The following is a 13,296-nucleotide window of genomic DNA, read 5'->3' as shown; positions in this document are numbered from 1 at the left end:
CCCTCCTTTCCATCCACTCTGATCGACAAGTCGTGGCGGAACCATGCCTGTGCGTCGATCATTTCTGTCTGTTCGTCCAGCGGGTCTGGACGTCTGTGCACGACGGCCGCACACTGACAATCATGCGAGGTGAGGACCTGTGGACCACCGGCGACCCGCTGGGTGAGGCCCTGCATTTCCTGCGCGTATCGGGCACCTTCTACTGCCGCTCCGAGCTGACCGAGCCATGGGGCCTGTACCTGCCGCCCGAACCGGAGTCCATGTGGTTCCACGTCGTGAACACCGGGCGCTGCTGGCTCGACATCGACGGTGAGGATCCCCGGCAGCTTCGGCCCGGCGATTTCGCGCTCGTCCCGCACGGCGAGGGACACCTGCTCCTCAGCGAGCCCGGTACCCCGGCACGGCGGGTCGACGAACTGGACTACGACTACGCCAGCGACCGCTACGCGATCCTGCGACACGGTGGTGGCGGCACACCGACGAATGTCGTCTGCGGCACAGTCCGTTTCGGGCACCCGGCGGCCCGCAGCCTCGTAGCGCTCCTGCCTCGCACCATCGTCATCGATGGCGCGCCGGGGTCGCCGTCGCCGGAGGCGGACTGGATGTACAGCACGCTGCGGCTGATTGCCGCCGAGGGCCGGCAGTTGCGTCCCGGCGGCGAGGCCGTGATCACCCGGCTCTCCGACATCCTGGTCATCCAGGCCATCCGCTCCTGGATCACCGGTACAGCACCCGGGCAGACCGGATGGCTCGGCGCACTACGAGATCCCCGCATCGGCCGGGCCATGTCGCTGGTGCACCGCGACCCGGCCCAGCCGTGGTCGGTCGCCGCCCTGGCCCGTGAGGTCGCCATGTCCCGGTCGGCCTTCTCCGCCCGGTTCACCGAACTGGTCGGTGAACCGGTGATGCAGTACGTCACCCGCTGGCGGATGCAGGTCGCCCTCGATTGGCTGCATCACGACGACGCCCCGATCGCCGAACTCGCCTCCCGGCTCGGCTACGAATCCGAAGCGGCGTTCAGCCGCGCATTCAAACGCACCACCGGCGTCGCCCCCGGTACGGTCCGCCGATCGCACGAAACACAGCCCTGACCCCGAGCCAGGTCGCTCGCGGCGGGAATCTCGATACGCCAGCACATCATCCACGCGAAGCCGTAGGTGCTCTCTCCCACCACCGCGGTCGAACGGAATCCGGCGTGGGCAACCGGCTATGCGCCCGTAAGCCCAGGTTCCGAACGAGATCAGCCTCCTCTGCCGTAGTCCGCCCGAGTGTGTGCTGCGGACTCGAGCGTCGCCGTGGCTATGCCCGTCCATGGTGCCCGGACGGAGGGGCGGTCATCAAGATTCGGCATCTGGCGACTGGAAGCTTGACCGTGAACGACGAGGACCGGCCGGCTGTTGGTCGGCCGGTCCTGGAATTCAGAGGATCTCGCACACCACGAGTAGGTGGATGCTTGCCATAAGTGGCAGACGGAAGGACAACGACCCGGGGTGCAGCTGGGCCCCGCCGGGGCGGGTGAGTCAGCGTTCGACCGCGTTCTTCACCTTGTCGGCGACGTCGCCGACCGCGTCCTTGACGTTCTCGGCTGCCTTCTTCGCCGAGGCCTCGAGCTGTTCGCCCTTGCCTTCCGACCGCAGCTCCTCGTCGCCGGTCGCGTCGCCAGCGGCTTCCTTGGCCTTGCCTCCCAGCTCGTCGGCCTTGTTGCTGATCTTGTCGTTGAGCGACATTGCTTATCCCTTCTCGTTATGGGTTCGCGTATCGAGCCCCGCGAACGATCCGGTCCAGCCGATACACACGGTACCCCCTTGTGGCAAACAGGCAGCGAACTCCACTGTGATCTCGTAAACGGCTCGGGCTCGGCAGTGAAGCTCCGCAATTCGTATTGATATCGCGAGCTATGCCTTCATCGGCGACGGTGACCAAGGCGCGTCGCGGGTGGTGAGCGGGTCCATCATCATGGATCCGTAGCCGCGACGGGCATGCTGCTCGGGGAGGTCGGCGCACCCCAGGCGTTACTTGGCGTGCCCCGTTGTATCGCGCACGTTCCATGAACGTGGTGCCGGTATCCGTTCAATCATGTCCGGCTCTATCGACCCGAGATTCGTGTTCGGGTCTCGCCGATCAAGTCGCGTTCACCGATCGAGACACTGCGACGCTGGGCATCGGGTGAGGCGGGGTGGAGGCCTCGAGTGGCCTGGTCAGGCGCCTATCCATGGCTGGACGAGGTTCCTCCGATCTTGCGCCACGCATCCGGATTATCCCCAAATTTGGGAAGCTTTCGAAGTCGAATTCGGTTCCGCTGGTGACTCGTGTGGCATCTGGTTCTATCTGAACGGCGCGAAAACTGCTGTGTCCTGTCGAGTTTCAGTGCATCTCGGAATTGGGTAATCGGACTGTCGGTCAGGTTGGGAATCTATTCGATCTTGATTTGAACCCGATGGTCGAGATGGCGTGCCGAAATCGATCTAGACTCCGAATCCTGCACAGCAGGCCGTGGGTCTGGTGCGGGATTTATGGACGAATCGGAGGATGGTAAATGACTGTCGGCGCCTTCTTCTATCCGAATGCCTCTGGGTATTCGGATAGAATCGAAAACCCGGATCCCTATCAGACCTACAACATCACCATCCGAAGTGGCCTGGTGGACAACCAGACGAATAGTACAGTTACCCTGTACTCGCTTCCGGACTGTCGCGGAGATTCTCAATATCTGAACTCGAACACCAGCGCCTATATTTCGACCAGCTTCGAAAGTTTCCGCTTCACTACATGATCCGCGGCAAGTGGCAGCGCTGGTAGCGGTCCGACGTGCCGAAGCCCGCGCTGGCCTGTATCGCCACTACCGGCGATCTCCCCGACGGCGGCCGGGCGGGCCGCGGTCGCGATTACTGTATGCCGCAGGGGCTTCGGAATTCGGGCACGTCACCAGTCCACGCCGCTACCATCGCGCCGCTCGTGGCTGGCTAGGCCATCAGCTCGGTGTGGGCGTGCTCCGGCGCCGTCGGGCAGATGTAGAGCTGCTGGTCGTAGCCGCTGCCGATGTGGACCGCAGTGTGGTTGAAGCCGATGAGTGGTTCGTTCGTCGGCTCCTCGTATGGGCGCCAGCTGCTGTCTTTGCCGGCTTCGGACGTGGCGATGGTCAGCAGGGCATCCATATCGCTGTCGCAGGTCGGGCAGAGCCGGGGGTGGGGGTCGGTGGCTCCCCAGCGAGGCCAGCCGCCGACTTTCCAGCCGGGTGCGACGGACAACTCGTTGGCGTAGAAGTCCGGCGGGTACGACGCGTACGCGCTGTCCACATCCGTGTCGGCTGCCTGCCACAGGCTCCAGTTTCCGATCTGTTGCTGGAGTTCTTTGCTCAGCTCCCTGTGGTCGGGGTATTCGGTGACCTGCTCCGGGTTGAGCATGCACGGCTCGGGCAGGTAGTTGTCGAACTGCATCGCGGACGGTTCGGGGGGCGTGGCGAGGATGTCGGTGACTGTGGCGGCCGACCGCCAGAACAGCGCGGTCTTGGGCATGATCGGGTGGTCGAAGGGGCACCACAGGACCTGGAGCAGGTCCGCGCCTTCAGGCGTGTGCAGATCGGGCACGTCGCGCGTGTGCAGCTGTGCGACCGGCAGCATCGCTATGGAGCCCTCATATGGGGCGATCGCCGGAGTGAGCGGGTAGTTCAGCGGGGGGCGGATTCGTTCGAGGGTTTCTTGTTCCTGCGGGGTCAGGGTCCTGCCGCGCGAGGCGGCACGGATCTGTCGTTCCAGCCTTACGTCGACTGGGGACAGGGTCGGGTTCATTCCGTCCACTACATGAGGTCCGTCGCAGTGCGGCCACGGCTCGTCGGCGGGCCAGAGCAGCGGTCCGCCGATGGAACTGTCCTGCGGTGAGGGCAACCCGGGGCGCGGGTGCAACCGGGTAGCCGTGCGTGCCAGCGGAGCCAGTTGAGGGAAGACGGTGGTGATGTCGAACGGTCGCGGCGGAGTGGACGGGGTGCTGGGCATAGCCGCGATCTTGCCAAACAGCACCGACAACGCGGGTCGACCCTCGATGGCGCAGTCGACAGCTCAGGCGAGAACTGCCGCTCGACCGAAGACGCTGTGCACACGCTGGACGAATCCGGTCGGCGTCGTCTTTCGGCTTCATGGCCATTCCCCCGCGGTTTCGGTATCGGCGAACTGCCCGAACTGAGCACAGCCCGACCAGGAGCTTGCTGGCCTCGTCGCCCGGTAGTGCCGGGGCTCGCGCGGCTCGAACCGGGCAGCGCGGACTTGTGAAAGATCAACGAGCCGAGGGCCTTTGACGCCATACGAACGCACGCACACCGGAATTACCGGGCGTGGAGAGCGGACCTCTTCAGTCGACTTGCGGGGTCCGGGTAGGGCTGGCAGACCGGCCGATACTGGCTTGAAGCTCCGTCAGCGCGATGAATGCCAGGTCGGTGCCGAGTTCGCTCGGCGTCGGGCCGGAGGCGTCGGGACGTCGGCGAGCCGATCGGCCCGTTGCAGGAGCACCTCTCTGTTCTTGTCGATGCAGAACGGTGGACCGTCGATCCCTGAGCTTGCCCGGCTACGGCCGGATCGATCCCCATCTGGTCCCGCTCTCCGGGTGGTCGGAGAATGAAGAAAGCCCCTCTGATGCAGTTCAGAGGAGCTTTCTTGAGTGTCGGGCTGACAGGATTTGAACCTGCGACCACTTGACCCCCAGTCAAGTGCGCTACCAAACTGCGCCACAGCCCGTTGCGCCCTGTTGTGGGCGCTCGAAGAGATTACCTCAGGGGGAGTCGGCAGTGCTAATCCGCTGGTCAGGGGGTTGTTTTTGCTGGGGGAATCAGGGGAGTCGGTGGGGTGCTTCGGGTCGGTGGAGTGCGGGACTCGTGAGGGGCGCTCGGTCGGTTACAGCTGGAGTATCCACCCTTCGGCGGTTGGGAGGCAGTTGGCGGTGACGCCGAGTTGGTGGCCCTGAGCGCTCGCCGCGTCCCAGCACTGATCTTCGGTGGGGTAGTGGGTGGGTTGTTGGGTCGGGCTGGTCGTTCCGTCGGCGAGAAGCGTTGCTTCGGCGGAAAAGCTTTGTGCGGCAGGGAGTGAGAGTGATGCTACGACGGCTGCACTCAATGCGATGGCGGTCGTCGTTATGAGTCGTCTGGGCGAGATGGTCGGTGCAGGCTGGCCCTTCGTGCGGCGGGTATGGGTGTCCAGCGGCTGGGTGATGTCGAGCAGGCGCGGACGGATCTGGGTGCGCGGCTTCGTGACCTCCGCCGTGGTGCGGGGTTCACCGGTCGTGAACTCGCCTGGGCGGCGGGTTGGGATCCGTCTCGGGTCAGCCGATATGAAAACGGCAGGCAGATGCCGTCGGAGGCTGATATCCGTCTGTGGTGCACGCTCACCGGCGCCACGGATCAGATCCCGGATCTGATCGCCTCGTTGCATCACATCGGGCTGTCCCAGCTCGAGTGGCGGCGGCTCAGTTCGAGGCGACTGCAACACCGGACCGGTCGCATCGAGGCGACGTCCCGGTTGATTCGTGGCTACGACTGTTTCCTGGTTCCGGGTCTGCTCCAGACTCGCGAATACGCCACCGCGGTGTTGCGGACCTGCATCGAGTTCGTCGGTTCCGCCGAGTCCGTCGACGACGCGGTGCAGCAGCGGATGGACCGTCAGCAGGCCCGTGCTGCGGCGCAAGGGGCGCCATCTGCACTTCATCATCGCCGAACAGGCGATGTACACCTCGATCGAAGACGATGCCACCATGGTGGGGCAGCTCGAGTATCTGGCGGAGTGCACCCGGATGCCGGGCCTGACATTCGGCATCATTCCGCGCACCGCCCCGCTGTGCGCGCCCACGGCGAGCTTTCTGATGTACGGCAACACTGAGGTCATCATCGAAACGATGTCGTCGAGTCTGTCGATCAGCCAGCCGGGTGAGATCGCTTTGTACGATCAGGGATTCCAGCGGCTCACCGGGCAGTCGTTGATCGGCGACCGCGCCCGCGAACTCATCCACCGCGCGCTCACCGACCGTGTGGGCGCCGACAATCGCAGTTGACCGGTCCACTGCCGATCGAAACACGGTGCGGTGACCTGCGGCGGTGCGGTTCGGCGGCATCGGGAGGAACGGCAGTTCACACAGTGCGGTCCGAGTTCAGGTCCTGAGGGGAGCAAGACCGACTTCCGCGCAACCATCGCGAAGCGTATCGAACCCGAATGCTCGACGGGGCCGACGACTCTCGATTCGGGGCGGATCCACCCCGCGGCGGCCCGTGCGGTGGCGCTCGCGACCACGACGTCCACCCGACCGAAATGCACTGCGGCGTTATCGATAGCGGCGCCGATCTCGACCCAGATCGGGTCGCGACGATCCTGTGGGCATCCCTCAACGGAGTGCTCTCACTGGCCTGGCGCACCGACAGTCTGCGTGTCGGCGAGGAGGGGTTGAACGCATTGTTCGCCACTTTCGCGGCGATGGTCGGTGACGGTCTGCGCACCCGACACCGATGACGCATACAGTAGGTGAACGGTAGGGCTCGGCCGTGAGTGGCTCGGCCGAGCCCTACCGCCTGTCAGGCAGTGCCTCTGGTTGTCGAAAGCCTACTGCTGGTCGAGATCGACCAGTTTGCAGACGCAGAGTTTCACGTTGTGCGCGAGCAGGCCGCCGAAGTACTGATTACAGAATTCGGCATAGCCGACCGGGTCACATTGATGTGCGTGCCATACGGAGTCGACCTCGAGATCTTCGGGCAGATAGTTCTCGGTCATGCCGCTGGCGCGGTACCGACGCAGCGATTCCTGATAGCGAACGACCCGATCATCGATCTGGGCTTCGGTCAATGCGGTGGCACCCGGCCAGAAGAGATGGCCCCACCGGAGGTTCTCCTTGACGTGCTCGGTATCGAATACCGCTGGAGGGGCGAAGTTTTGCTGCGTTTCGGTATTAGTCGTCATGGTCTGGTGCCTCATTTCGTGGAGAAATCACCATGTCGGCCGACAAGACTCCAGAACTGCTGGAGCACTTAGAGTTTCGACAGTGATGCCGATGGTGTCAAGCGTCACAGCTCCCAGGGCTGGTGGCAGTGTGGACGGTATCGCGGCCGGACGTCCTCGTTCCCTGGTTGCCCGTGTCGGGTGATCGCAGGTGGACCGTCACATCCGGGGAACGCACGGGTTCGGAAGCGCGGACAGGGTGGCCAGATCGCAGACTCCACCGGTGAGTATCTGGAAAGGAGTGATACCGAGAAGCACTATGACGCCGATGATGTCGCCGGTTCCGATCAGTTCCGCGGCCGAGCGCGCAGCGGCCGAACCGGAATCCACCGCCGCCGAACCGGTTCCGGCGTCGCCGGTCGCTCCAGATGAAGGAGTGGCCGTCGCGGTGGCTGCGGTGCAGACGAGGGTGGCCGCGGTGATCGAGGCGGCGGCGAAATGAAGCGTACGCATCGTTGCGCTCCTTTAGGGTCGGACCGGTAGTTGGTTGTGGAACTGGTTCGGGTACAACAGTTTCGATGAATATCTGCGACGACAGATAGGGACGTACCCGAATATCGTTTCGAGCCAAGTGGTCTGGCGTTTCCCCGCCGGGGCCCCCCTTGGCTCATCGCGGTGGCAGGCTCATATCGCGGTTCATCGTGGGAAGTTCGATACTGATCGGCATCCGCAGTTCGGCCAGGTAGATCAGCGCGGCCTTGCGAAGGAATTCATCGAGGAGCCAATAGGGGTCGGCCGCCGGTGGGACCGCGGTCAGCAAACCTTCGCGTACGGCGATGAACGGGCCCCAGCTGAAGCGGAGCAACGGATCCCACACCGGCTCTCTCGGAATGGACAGGCCGTCGGCGATCTTGTCGCCGAGCAGGAAACGGGTGAACGCACCGAGGACCGGTCTGCTCAGAATGGTGAGGTCGATATTGGCGCCGAGCCCGAGGAGACGGTCGGCCAGTTTCGCCCCTTCGGGTGTCGGCGCGATGATGGGGTCCAGGACTTGCGCCGCTTGTGAATTGGCTTCGGCCCAGGAATTGGGGATGTATTCGTCGCGGACGCCGAGCATATGCCCGGCCACCTGCCAGGAATGCAGGAATGCCTCCGATTCATGCGCCGGAATCGGCACCTGCCAAGAGACCAGGTGCTTCATGACGGTCGTCGGCAGACTGTGCCAGGTGACCATGATGTCGTTCTGGCTGATCGGAATGTCTTCCTCCGCCGAATGCACCCAATGCGGCGACTGCGGAAGCAGATGCCGCACCGCCGCATGCACCAGCCGGGTCTTGACGCAGGTGACGACCATCTCCCCATCGGGTGCGTAGGCGTTGTTGCTGCCGATGTCGTAGCCGAGTTTGGCGGTCTTGGAGATGCGATCTTTGAGGTCGTGTCCGCCTTTGGAGTAGTAGACCGCCCGCGCCTCCTTGGGAATGACGGTGCTCATCATGCCGCTGGCGAACCCGTACAGCACGCCGAGATACAGTCCGCGCTTCTTGTTGAACTCGATCGCGGTACCCAGCTTGCCCGGATCGGTCCATGGCGGCAGCTGCCGCGCGTACTCCATGAAATCTCGCAACTCCGCCGGTAGGCCGTCGGGCAGGGGTTGACCGTTCCTGGTCCAGGTCCGCAACAACTCGTTGACCCTGGGGACTTCACCCCTGTCGATCAGTCCGGCGACCAGCTCGTCGGCCTCGGGATCCCACACCGTCATCGGGTCGGCGCCGGACCCGGATCCGGCGACCGAACCGCCGGGGGACCAGGACCACGGCTCGGCGCGTGCTGGCGACACCATCGCGAAAGCGCCGAGCGCCCCGAGGATCCCGCCGGTTTTCAGCGCCTTACGCCTGTCGATTCCATCCATGACGTCACTCCTCATCGAGTACGAGCACGCCCGATCATGCGTAGCCGATCGTAATCCAGCTATCGAGGGGGCGGAATGAGTAGTAACTTAACAGACCTGGAGCGGTGGCGTCAGCGCTTTGGCGAATGTGGGCGTTGGGGTGTTGCCAGCCCGGCGAGAGCGTCGGCCGCCGGGATGTACTGCCGCGTCGTGCCTGATCTTGGTCGCGATTCAGCATCTTCATGCGTCCGTGGTCGGCGCAGGGTGTTACGCGCATAGGGGAGCCTATTGATGCAAGAACGTCTAGAAATATTCAGTAACTTATCTCGCAAGAGGGGCGCGTGTTCGAGGGTCGGCACATGCGGTCGTCTGGGCCGGGGCGGGTGCAGGCATCGTGATCTGTGAGGTCGGCGAAGGATGGCGATACCGGGATCAGCTCGGAATCAAGTCCAGTCGTGGGTCGACGCCGAAGTGCTCGGCCAGTTTCGTGATCGAGGCATGTGCGCCCTGGAGGCTCACCGAGAGGACGAACGGCTCGTCGTCGACCTCGATCACGTCACCGGAGAGGCGCTGCCACAGTGGGTTGGCTTCATAGGCGGCCTGCTGATCGCGCCCGGCGTCGCCCTCGGCTCCCGGCGGGGTGTAGGCCGACACCATGATGATGCCTGCGTCGGCCCTCAGGATCTGCTCCGCGGACAGTGGGGTGAAGATGACGTCGTTGCTGTCGGGCGCATCCTCGGGGCGCGGGATGGCCATATCCGTCATGATATTGCCGATGAAGGAGTTGCTGGAATACAGCCGTGCGGTGCCCTCACCGGTGAAGCGGACCAGCGAGTACGTGACGTCGGGGTCGGCGGCTCGTATCTGCTCACCCACCGCGGCCGCACGTTCTTCGTAGCCGGTGATCAACTCCTGGGCTCGTGTCTTCTTGCCGAGCGCTTCTCCGAGAAGCAGGATGTTCTGCTTCCAGGTCGGGCCGGTGGTCGAAGAGAACACGGTCGGCGCGATCTTGGACAGCTGATCGTAGAGCGGTTCGTGGCGCACCTTGGCGGAAATGATGAGGTCGGGCTCCAGCTCCAGGATCTGCTCCAGATCGGGTTCGGCCGTTGTGCCGACATTGACCGAAGCGGCGACCGTCTCGCCCAGATCGCCGAGATAGTCCGGGAATGGATGGTCCGGGTCGGCGCGGTACTGGACGTAGCCGGTGAGGGGTGCGTCGAGGAGCAGCGCGGCATCGGTGAAGCTGGGGTCGAGTGCGACAACGCTTTTCGGTGGCACCCCGACGGTGGTAGTGCCCATGGCATGCTCGACCCTGACCGGAGTGCCGCCATTTGCGACGCCTGCGTCCATTCCGCCGGAACCGCCGCATCCGCTGGCGAAGACGAGGCCGCATACCGTGAGGGGAATCAGTGCGTGGTGTGCAATCGATCGGGGCGATATTCCCCTCATGACGTGGCCTTTCTCGGAGCTGGGCCGTACTGCGATGAACCATCGGGGCGTTGAAGATACGCTGCCCGGCATGGCGCTGACCTTAGCAAGGGATTCTCGAGGCTCACCGCTGGTCATGGTCGCCGTACCGGTTGCCGCCGTGCTGGTGGCGGTCCTGGCGAGTGTCTGCGTCGGCAGTAGTCCGTCGACCTTGGTCGAGGTGTGGCATGCGGTTTTCACCCCGTCGGGGACCGATATGGATGTGACGATCCGCGAACTCCGGTGGCCGCGCACTCTGGTCGGCATCGTGGCCGGAGCGTGTCTGGGCGTGGCGGGAATTCTCACTCAGGGGCATACCCGCAACGCGATCGCGGAACCGGGTGTGCTCGGTATCAATCACGGTGCCGCACTTGCGATCGTCTCGGTGACGTTCTTCTTCGGCGGTCTGTCGGTGCATACCCAAGCCGGTCTGGCTTTTATCGGCGCGCTGACGGCCAGCGTGCTGGTCTTCGCCATCGGCACGGCCGCGCGAAACGGAGCGACGCCGGTGACCCTCGTGCTGTCCGGCGCGGCCGTCACCGCGCTGTGTGGCGGACTCGTCACCGGATTGGTGCTGCTCGACAGCGCCTCGTTGGACACCTTGCGTTTCTGGCAGGTCGGCTCATTGGCGGCGCGGACCGACGCGTTGGCGGCGGTCTGGCCTTTCGCTGCCGCGGGCCTGCTGCTCGCGGTGCTCAATATCAGTGCGCTCAATACGCTGGCGCTGGGCGAGGATGCGGCTCGATCGCTGGGGACTTCGATACCGGCCGCGCGGTGTGTCGGTATCGCCGCGATCACGCTGCTCGCCGGTTCCGCTGTCACCGTGGCCGGTCCGATCGCCTTCGCCGGACTACTGGTACCGCATATCACCAGAGCATTCGTCGGCGCCGACTATCGCCGCTCGGTACCGGCTGCCGCCGCATTCGGTATCGGCCTGGTATTGCTCGCCGATACCGTGGGCCGGGTCGTCGCCCGGCCGGGGGAGTTGTCGGTGGGGGTGGTTCTCGCCGTCATCGGCGCGCCGTTCTTCGTCTTCTTGGCGCGCCGTCGCCAGTTGGTGACCGTATGAGTGTCGAGGGCTCGAATCTGCTGGCTCCCGCGCGGGTCGTGCGGTGCGGGCCGGTCTCCGTGCGCGTCGTACCACGTGCGCTGGTGGTCGGGCTGCTATTGCTGCTGCTGGCCTCGGTTGCCGCTGTGGTGCACCTGTCGAACGGCGGTTCCACGCTCCCGCTGGACGTTGTCCTACGAACGCTGTTCGGTGACGATTCGAACCCCCGCCTGCATCTGGCCGTGACGGAGTTCCGGGCGCCGCGCACCGTCGGAGCCATTGTCGCGGGTTCGTGTCTGGCCGTGGCGGGGGCCTTCACACAGACTGTCGCGCGCAATCCCCTTGCCAGCCCCGACATTCTGGGCGTCACAGCAGGATCATCGCTCGGTGCTGTCGCTGTGCTGGTGCTTGCGGGTGGCGGCTCGGCCGGTCTGAGTCACTTCGCCGACGATGTCGGCCTGCCTGTCGCCGCATTCGCCGGAGGGGTGTCCGCCGGACTGTTGGTGTATCTGCTGGCGCTGTCGGGAACCCTCGACAGTTACCGTCTGGTGCTGGTTGGCCTCGGCATCAATGGGCTCGCGGTCAGCTTGACGACCTGGATGCTGACGCTCGGCGATGTCAGCAACGCCGCCCAGGCATTGACCTGGATGTCGGGTTCGCTCAACGGCAAGGACTGGTCGCTGGTCGCCCCGATGAGCCTGCTGGCCCTTGTCCTGTCGGCCGGGGCGTTGTTGCTCGCGCCGCGGCTGGTGCTGTTCAGCATGGACGATGATGTGGCAACAGGGCTCGGCGTGCCGATCGGCCGACTCAGGCTCTCCGCGCTCGGGCTGGCGGCAGTGCTGGCGTCGACCGGAGTGGTCATCGCCGGGCCCCTCGTATTCGTCGCCTTGGCCAGCCCGCAGATCGCGAGGCTGCTCACCGGCTCGGCTACTCCGCCGATCTTCACCTCGGGGTTGGTCGGTGCGGTCTTCGTCCTGACCGCCGATACCGTCGCCGCGAACGCGCTGACGGTGCCGTTACCGGTCGGTGTGGCGACCGCCGTACTCGGCGGACCGTATCTGATCTTTCTCGTCCTGCGGAATCAGAGGAGGCTCACGTGAGTGGTCCGGCCACGGCGCCCGCGCTACGTGCGGAAAACCTCACCCTCGGCTACAACGGCACCGATGTCGTCAGGGATATGACCCTGGATATCCCCTCCGGGGCGGTCACCTCGGTCATCGGCCCGAACGGGTGCGGTAAGTCCACACTGCTGCGCGGCCTCGGCCGATTGCTGCGTCCGACGTCCGGCCGAGTTCTGCTCGATGGCGTACCCATCGACGCTCAGCCCACCCGGACGGTCGCGCAGCGCATCAGCATCCTGCCCCAATCGCCGGTGGCTCCGCCCGGCCTCACGGTCGCCGACCTCGTATCGCGCGGGCGTCATCCGAGGCAACGATGGTACGAACAGTTCTCCGTACTCGACGAGGCATCGCTGCGGCAGTCCTTGAGCAGCACCGGCCTACTCGATCTGGCGAATGCCAGGCTCGAAGAGCTGTCCGGTGGGCAGCGCCAACGTGCCTGGATCTCCATGACGCTCGCCCAGGAAACCGACATCATGCTGCTGGACGAGCCGACCACGTACCTGGATCTGGCGCATCAGGTGGAACTGCTGGAACTGATCGTGCGGCTGAACCGGGAATGCGACCGGACCATCGTCATGGTGTTGCACGATATTTCGCTGGCCGCGCGCTACAGCGACCACCTCGTCGTGATGAAGGACGGCGCCATCGTGATTCAGGGCGCACCCGATGATGTGGTGCGGCCCGATGTGCTGCGTGATGTCTTCGGACTCGCCGCGCATGTGGTGACCGAACCGGCCGAGGGGCGTCCACACGTCATTCCGCTGGGCTCGGTAGCAACGTGACATGAGGTGGGCCGGGGCGGCTCCGCCGCGTTTCGGTCTCCCTCGGAGGTTGCCACACCGGTCGGGCCACGTTCACACCCGA

Annotated in this window: 13 protein-coding genes, 1 tRNA gene and 1 pseudogene; 8 read left to right on the top strand and 7 right to left on the bottom strand. The window is 64.7% G+C overall.

The window, feature by feature from the left end; all coding sequences use genetic code 11:
• The first annotated feature begins 122 nt into the window (after positions 1–122).
• Positions 123–1,091 (top strand): AraC family transcriptional regulator, encoded by a 969-nt coding sequence (locus tag QH168_RS22230; RefSeq protein WP_280236704.1) that lies wholly within the window; start codon positions 123–125, stop codon positions 1,089–1,091.
• Positions 1,092–1,520: 429 nt separating this feature from the next.
• On the opposite strand, the gene QH168_RS22225 is transcribed toward QH168_RS22230, so the two are convergent.
• Complete coding sequence (locus QH168_RS22225; RefSeq protein WP_280236703.1) at positions 1,521–1,727, bottom strand: CsbD family protein; 207 nt, start codon at positions 1,725–1,727, stop codon at positions 1,521–1,523.
• Positions 1,728–2,536: 809 nt separating this feature from the next.
• On the opposite strand from QH168_RS22225, the gene QH168_RS22220 reads away from it, so the two are divergent.
• Entirely contained in the window at positions 2,537–2,773 is a 237-nt protein-coding gene (locus QH168_RS22220; RefSeq protein WP_280236702.1) for a hypothetical protein, read from the top strand.
• 190 nt (positions 2,774–2,963) lie between these two features.
• On the opposite strand, the gene QH168_RS22215 is transcribed toward QH168_RS22220, so the two are convergent.
• Complete coding sequence (locus QH168_RS22215) at positions 2,964–3,788, bottom strand: hypothetical protein (protein ID WP_280236701.1); 825 nt, start codon at positions 3,786–3,788, stop codon at positions 2,964–2,966.
• An 865-nt stretch (positions 3,789–4,653) separates the two neighbouring features.
• A tRNA-Pro gene (locus tag QH168_RS22210) sits at positions 4,654–4,727 on the bottom strand.
• Between the two features lie 447 nt (positions 4,728–5,174).
• Here QH168_RS22210 and QH168_RS27755 point away from each other — a divergent pair.
• The 3 genes and pseudogenes from QH168_RS27755 to QH168_RS22195 form a co-directional block, all read left to right on the top strand.
• Positions 5,175–5,600, top strand: a pseudogene (locus QH168_RS27755) (Scr1 family TA system antitoxin-like transcriptional regulator); the annotation flags it as partial.
• A 55-nt stretch (positions 5,601–5,655) separates the two neighbouring features.
• Complete coding sequence (locus QH168_RS22200; protein ID WP_280236699.1) at positions 5,656–6,033, top strand: Scr1 family TA system antitoxin-like transcriptional regulator; 378 nt, start codon at positions 5,656–5,658, stop codon at positions 6,031–6,033.
• 254 nt (positions 6,034–6,287) lie between these two features.
• Entirely contained in the window at positions 6,288–6,485 is a 198-nt protein-coding gene (locus QH168_RS22195) for a hypothetical protein (RefSeq protein ID WP_280236698.1), read from the top strand.
• A gap of 90 nt (positions 6,486–6,575) precedes the next feature.
• Here QH168_RS22195 and QH168_RS22190 read toward each other — a convergent pair whose 3' ends face one another.
• From QH168_RS22190 to QH168_RS22175, 4 genes are all read right to left on the bottom strand, one after another.
• Positions 6,576–6,929 carry a hypothetical protein gene (locus QH168_RS22190; RefSeq protein WP_280236697.1) on the bottom strand — a complete coding sequence of 118 codons (354 nt, stop codon included), beginning with the start codon at positions 6,927–6,929 and terminating at the stop codon, positions 6,576–6,578.
• 198 nt (positions 6,930–7,127) lie between these two features.
• On the bottom strand, positions 7,128–7,421 hold the full coding sequence (locus tag QH168_RS22185) for a hypothetical protein (RefSeq protein WP_280236696.1): 294 nt from the start codon (positions 7,419–7,421) through the stop codon (positions 7,128–7,130).
• 154 nt (positions 7,422–7,575) lie between these two features.
• Positions 7,576–8,817 carry an oxygenase MpaB family protein gene (locus QH168_RS22180; protein ID WP_280236695.1) on the bottom strand — a complete coding sequence of 414 codons (1,242 nt, stop codon included), beginning with the start codon at positions 8,815–8,817 and terminating at the stop codon, positions 7,576–7,578.
• Between the two features lie 411 nt (positions 8,818–9,228).
• Entirely contained in the window at positions 9,229–10,095 is an 867-nt protein-coding gene (locus QH168_RS22175; protein WP_280236694.1) for an iron-siderophore ABC transporter substrate-binding protein, read from the bottom strand.
• Between the two features lie 220 nt (positions 10,096–10,315).
• Between QH168_RS22175 and QH168_RS22170 the strand changes: the two genes are divergently transcribed.
• Genes QH168_RS22170 through QH168_RS22160 form a run of 3 tightly spaced genes read left to right on the top strand, consistent with a single transcriptional unit; the run spans position 10,316 to position 13,214 of the window.
• On the top strand, positions 10,316–11,332 hold the full coding sequence (locus QH168_RS22170) for a FecCD family ABC transporter permease (protein WP_280236693.1): 1,017 nt from the start codon (positions 10,316–10,318) through the stop codon (positions 11,330–11,332).
• Positions 11,329–12,411 carry a FecCD family ABC transporter permease gene (locus QH168_RS22165; protein WP_280236692.1) on the top strand — a complete coding sequence of 361 codons (1,083 nt, stop codon included), beginning with the start codon at positions 11,329–11,331 and terminating at the stop codon, positions 12,409–12,411. Before QH168_RS22170 ends, QH168_RS22165 begins: the two co-directional genes overlap by 4 nt.
• Positions 12,408–13,214 (top strand): ABC transporter ATP-binding protein, encoded by an 807-nt coding sequence (locus QH168_RS22160; protein WP_280236691.1) that lies wholly within the window; start codon positions 12,408–12,410, stop codon positions 13,212–13,214. Before QH168_RS22165 ends, QH168_RS22160 begins: the two co-directional genes overlap by 4 nt.
• The last annotated feature ends 82 nt before the right edge of the window (positions 13,215–13,296 follow it).

It is taken from the genome of Nocardia cyriacigeorgica (genome assembly GCF_029868385.1).
Lineage (GTDB): Bacteria > Actinomycetota > Actinomycetes > Mycobacteriales > Mycobacteriaceae > Nocardia > Nocardia cyriacigeorgica_F.
The sequence above is the reverse complement of the archived record's forward strand: the minus strand, read 5'-3'. Positions and strand labels throughout refer to the sequence as shown.

Bases quoted from the DNA above. Each gene is read 5' to 3' on its own strand.
- QH168_RS22190 (WP_280236697.1), bottom strand. From the start codon at position 6,929: ATGACGACTAATACCGAAACGCAGCAAAACTTCGCCCCTCCAGCGGTA.
- QH168_RS22170 (WP_280236693.1), top strand. From the start codon at position 10,316: ATGGCGCTGACCTTAGCAAGGGATTCTCGAGGCTCACCGCTGGTCATG.
- QH168_RS22230 (WP_280236704.1), top strand. From the start codon at position 123: ATGCGAGGTGAGGACCTGTGGACCACCGGCGACCCGCTGGGTGAGGCC.
- QH168_RS22215 (WP_280236701.1), bottom strand. From the start codon at position 3,788: ATGAACCCGACCCTGTCCCCAGTCGACGTAAGGCTGGAACGACAGATC.
- QH168_RS22165 (WP_280236692.1), top strand. From the start codon at position 11,329: ATGAGTGTCGAGGGCTCGAATCTGCTGGCTCCCGCGCGGGTCGTGCGG.
- QH168_RS22185 (WP_280236696.1), bottom strand. From the start codon at position 7,421: ATGCGTACGCTTCATTTCGCCGCCGCCTCGATCACCGCGGCCACCCTC.
- QH168_RS22220 (WP_280236702.1), top strand. From the start codon at position 2,537: ATGACTGTCGGCGCCTTCTTCTATCCGAATGCCTCTGGGTATTCGGAT.
- QH168_RS22195 (WP_280236698.1), top strand. From the start codon at position 6,288: ATGCACTGCGGCGTTATCGATAGCGGCGCCGATCTCGACCCAGATCGG.
- QH168_RS22180 (WP_280236695.1), bottom strand. From the start codon at position 8,817: ATGGATGGAATCGACAGGCGTAAGGCGCTGAAAACCGGCGGGATCCTC.
- QH168_RS22175 (WP_280236694.1), bottom strand. From the start codon at position 10,095: ATGGGCACTACCACCGTCGGGGTGCCACCGAAAAGCGTTGTCGCACTC.
- QH168_RS22225 (WP_280236703.1), bottom strand. From the start codon at position 1,727: ATGTCGCTCAACGACAAGATCAGCAACAAGGCCGACGAGCTGGGAGGC.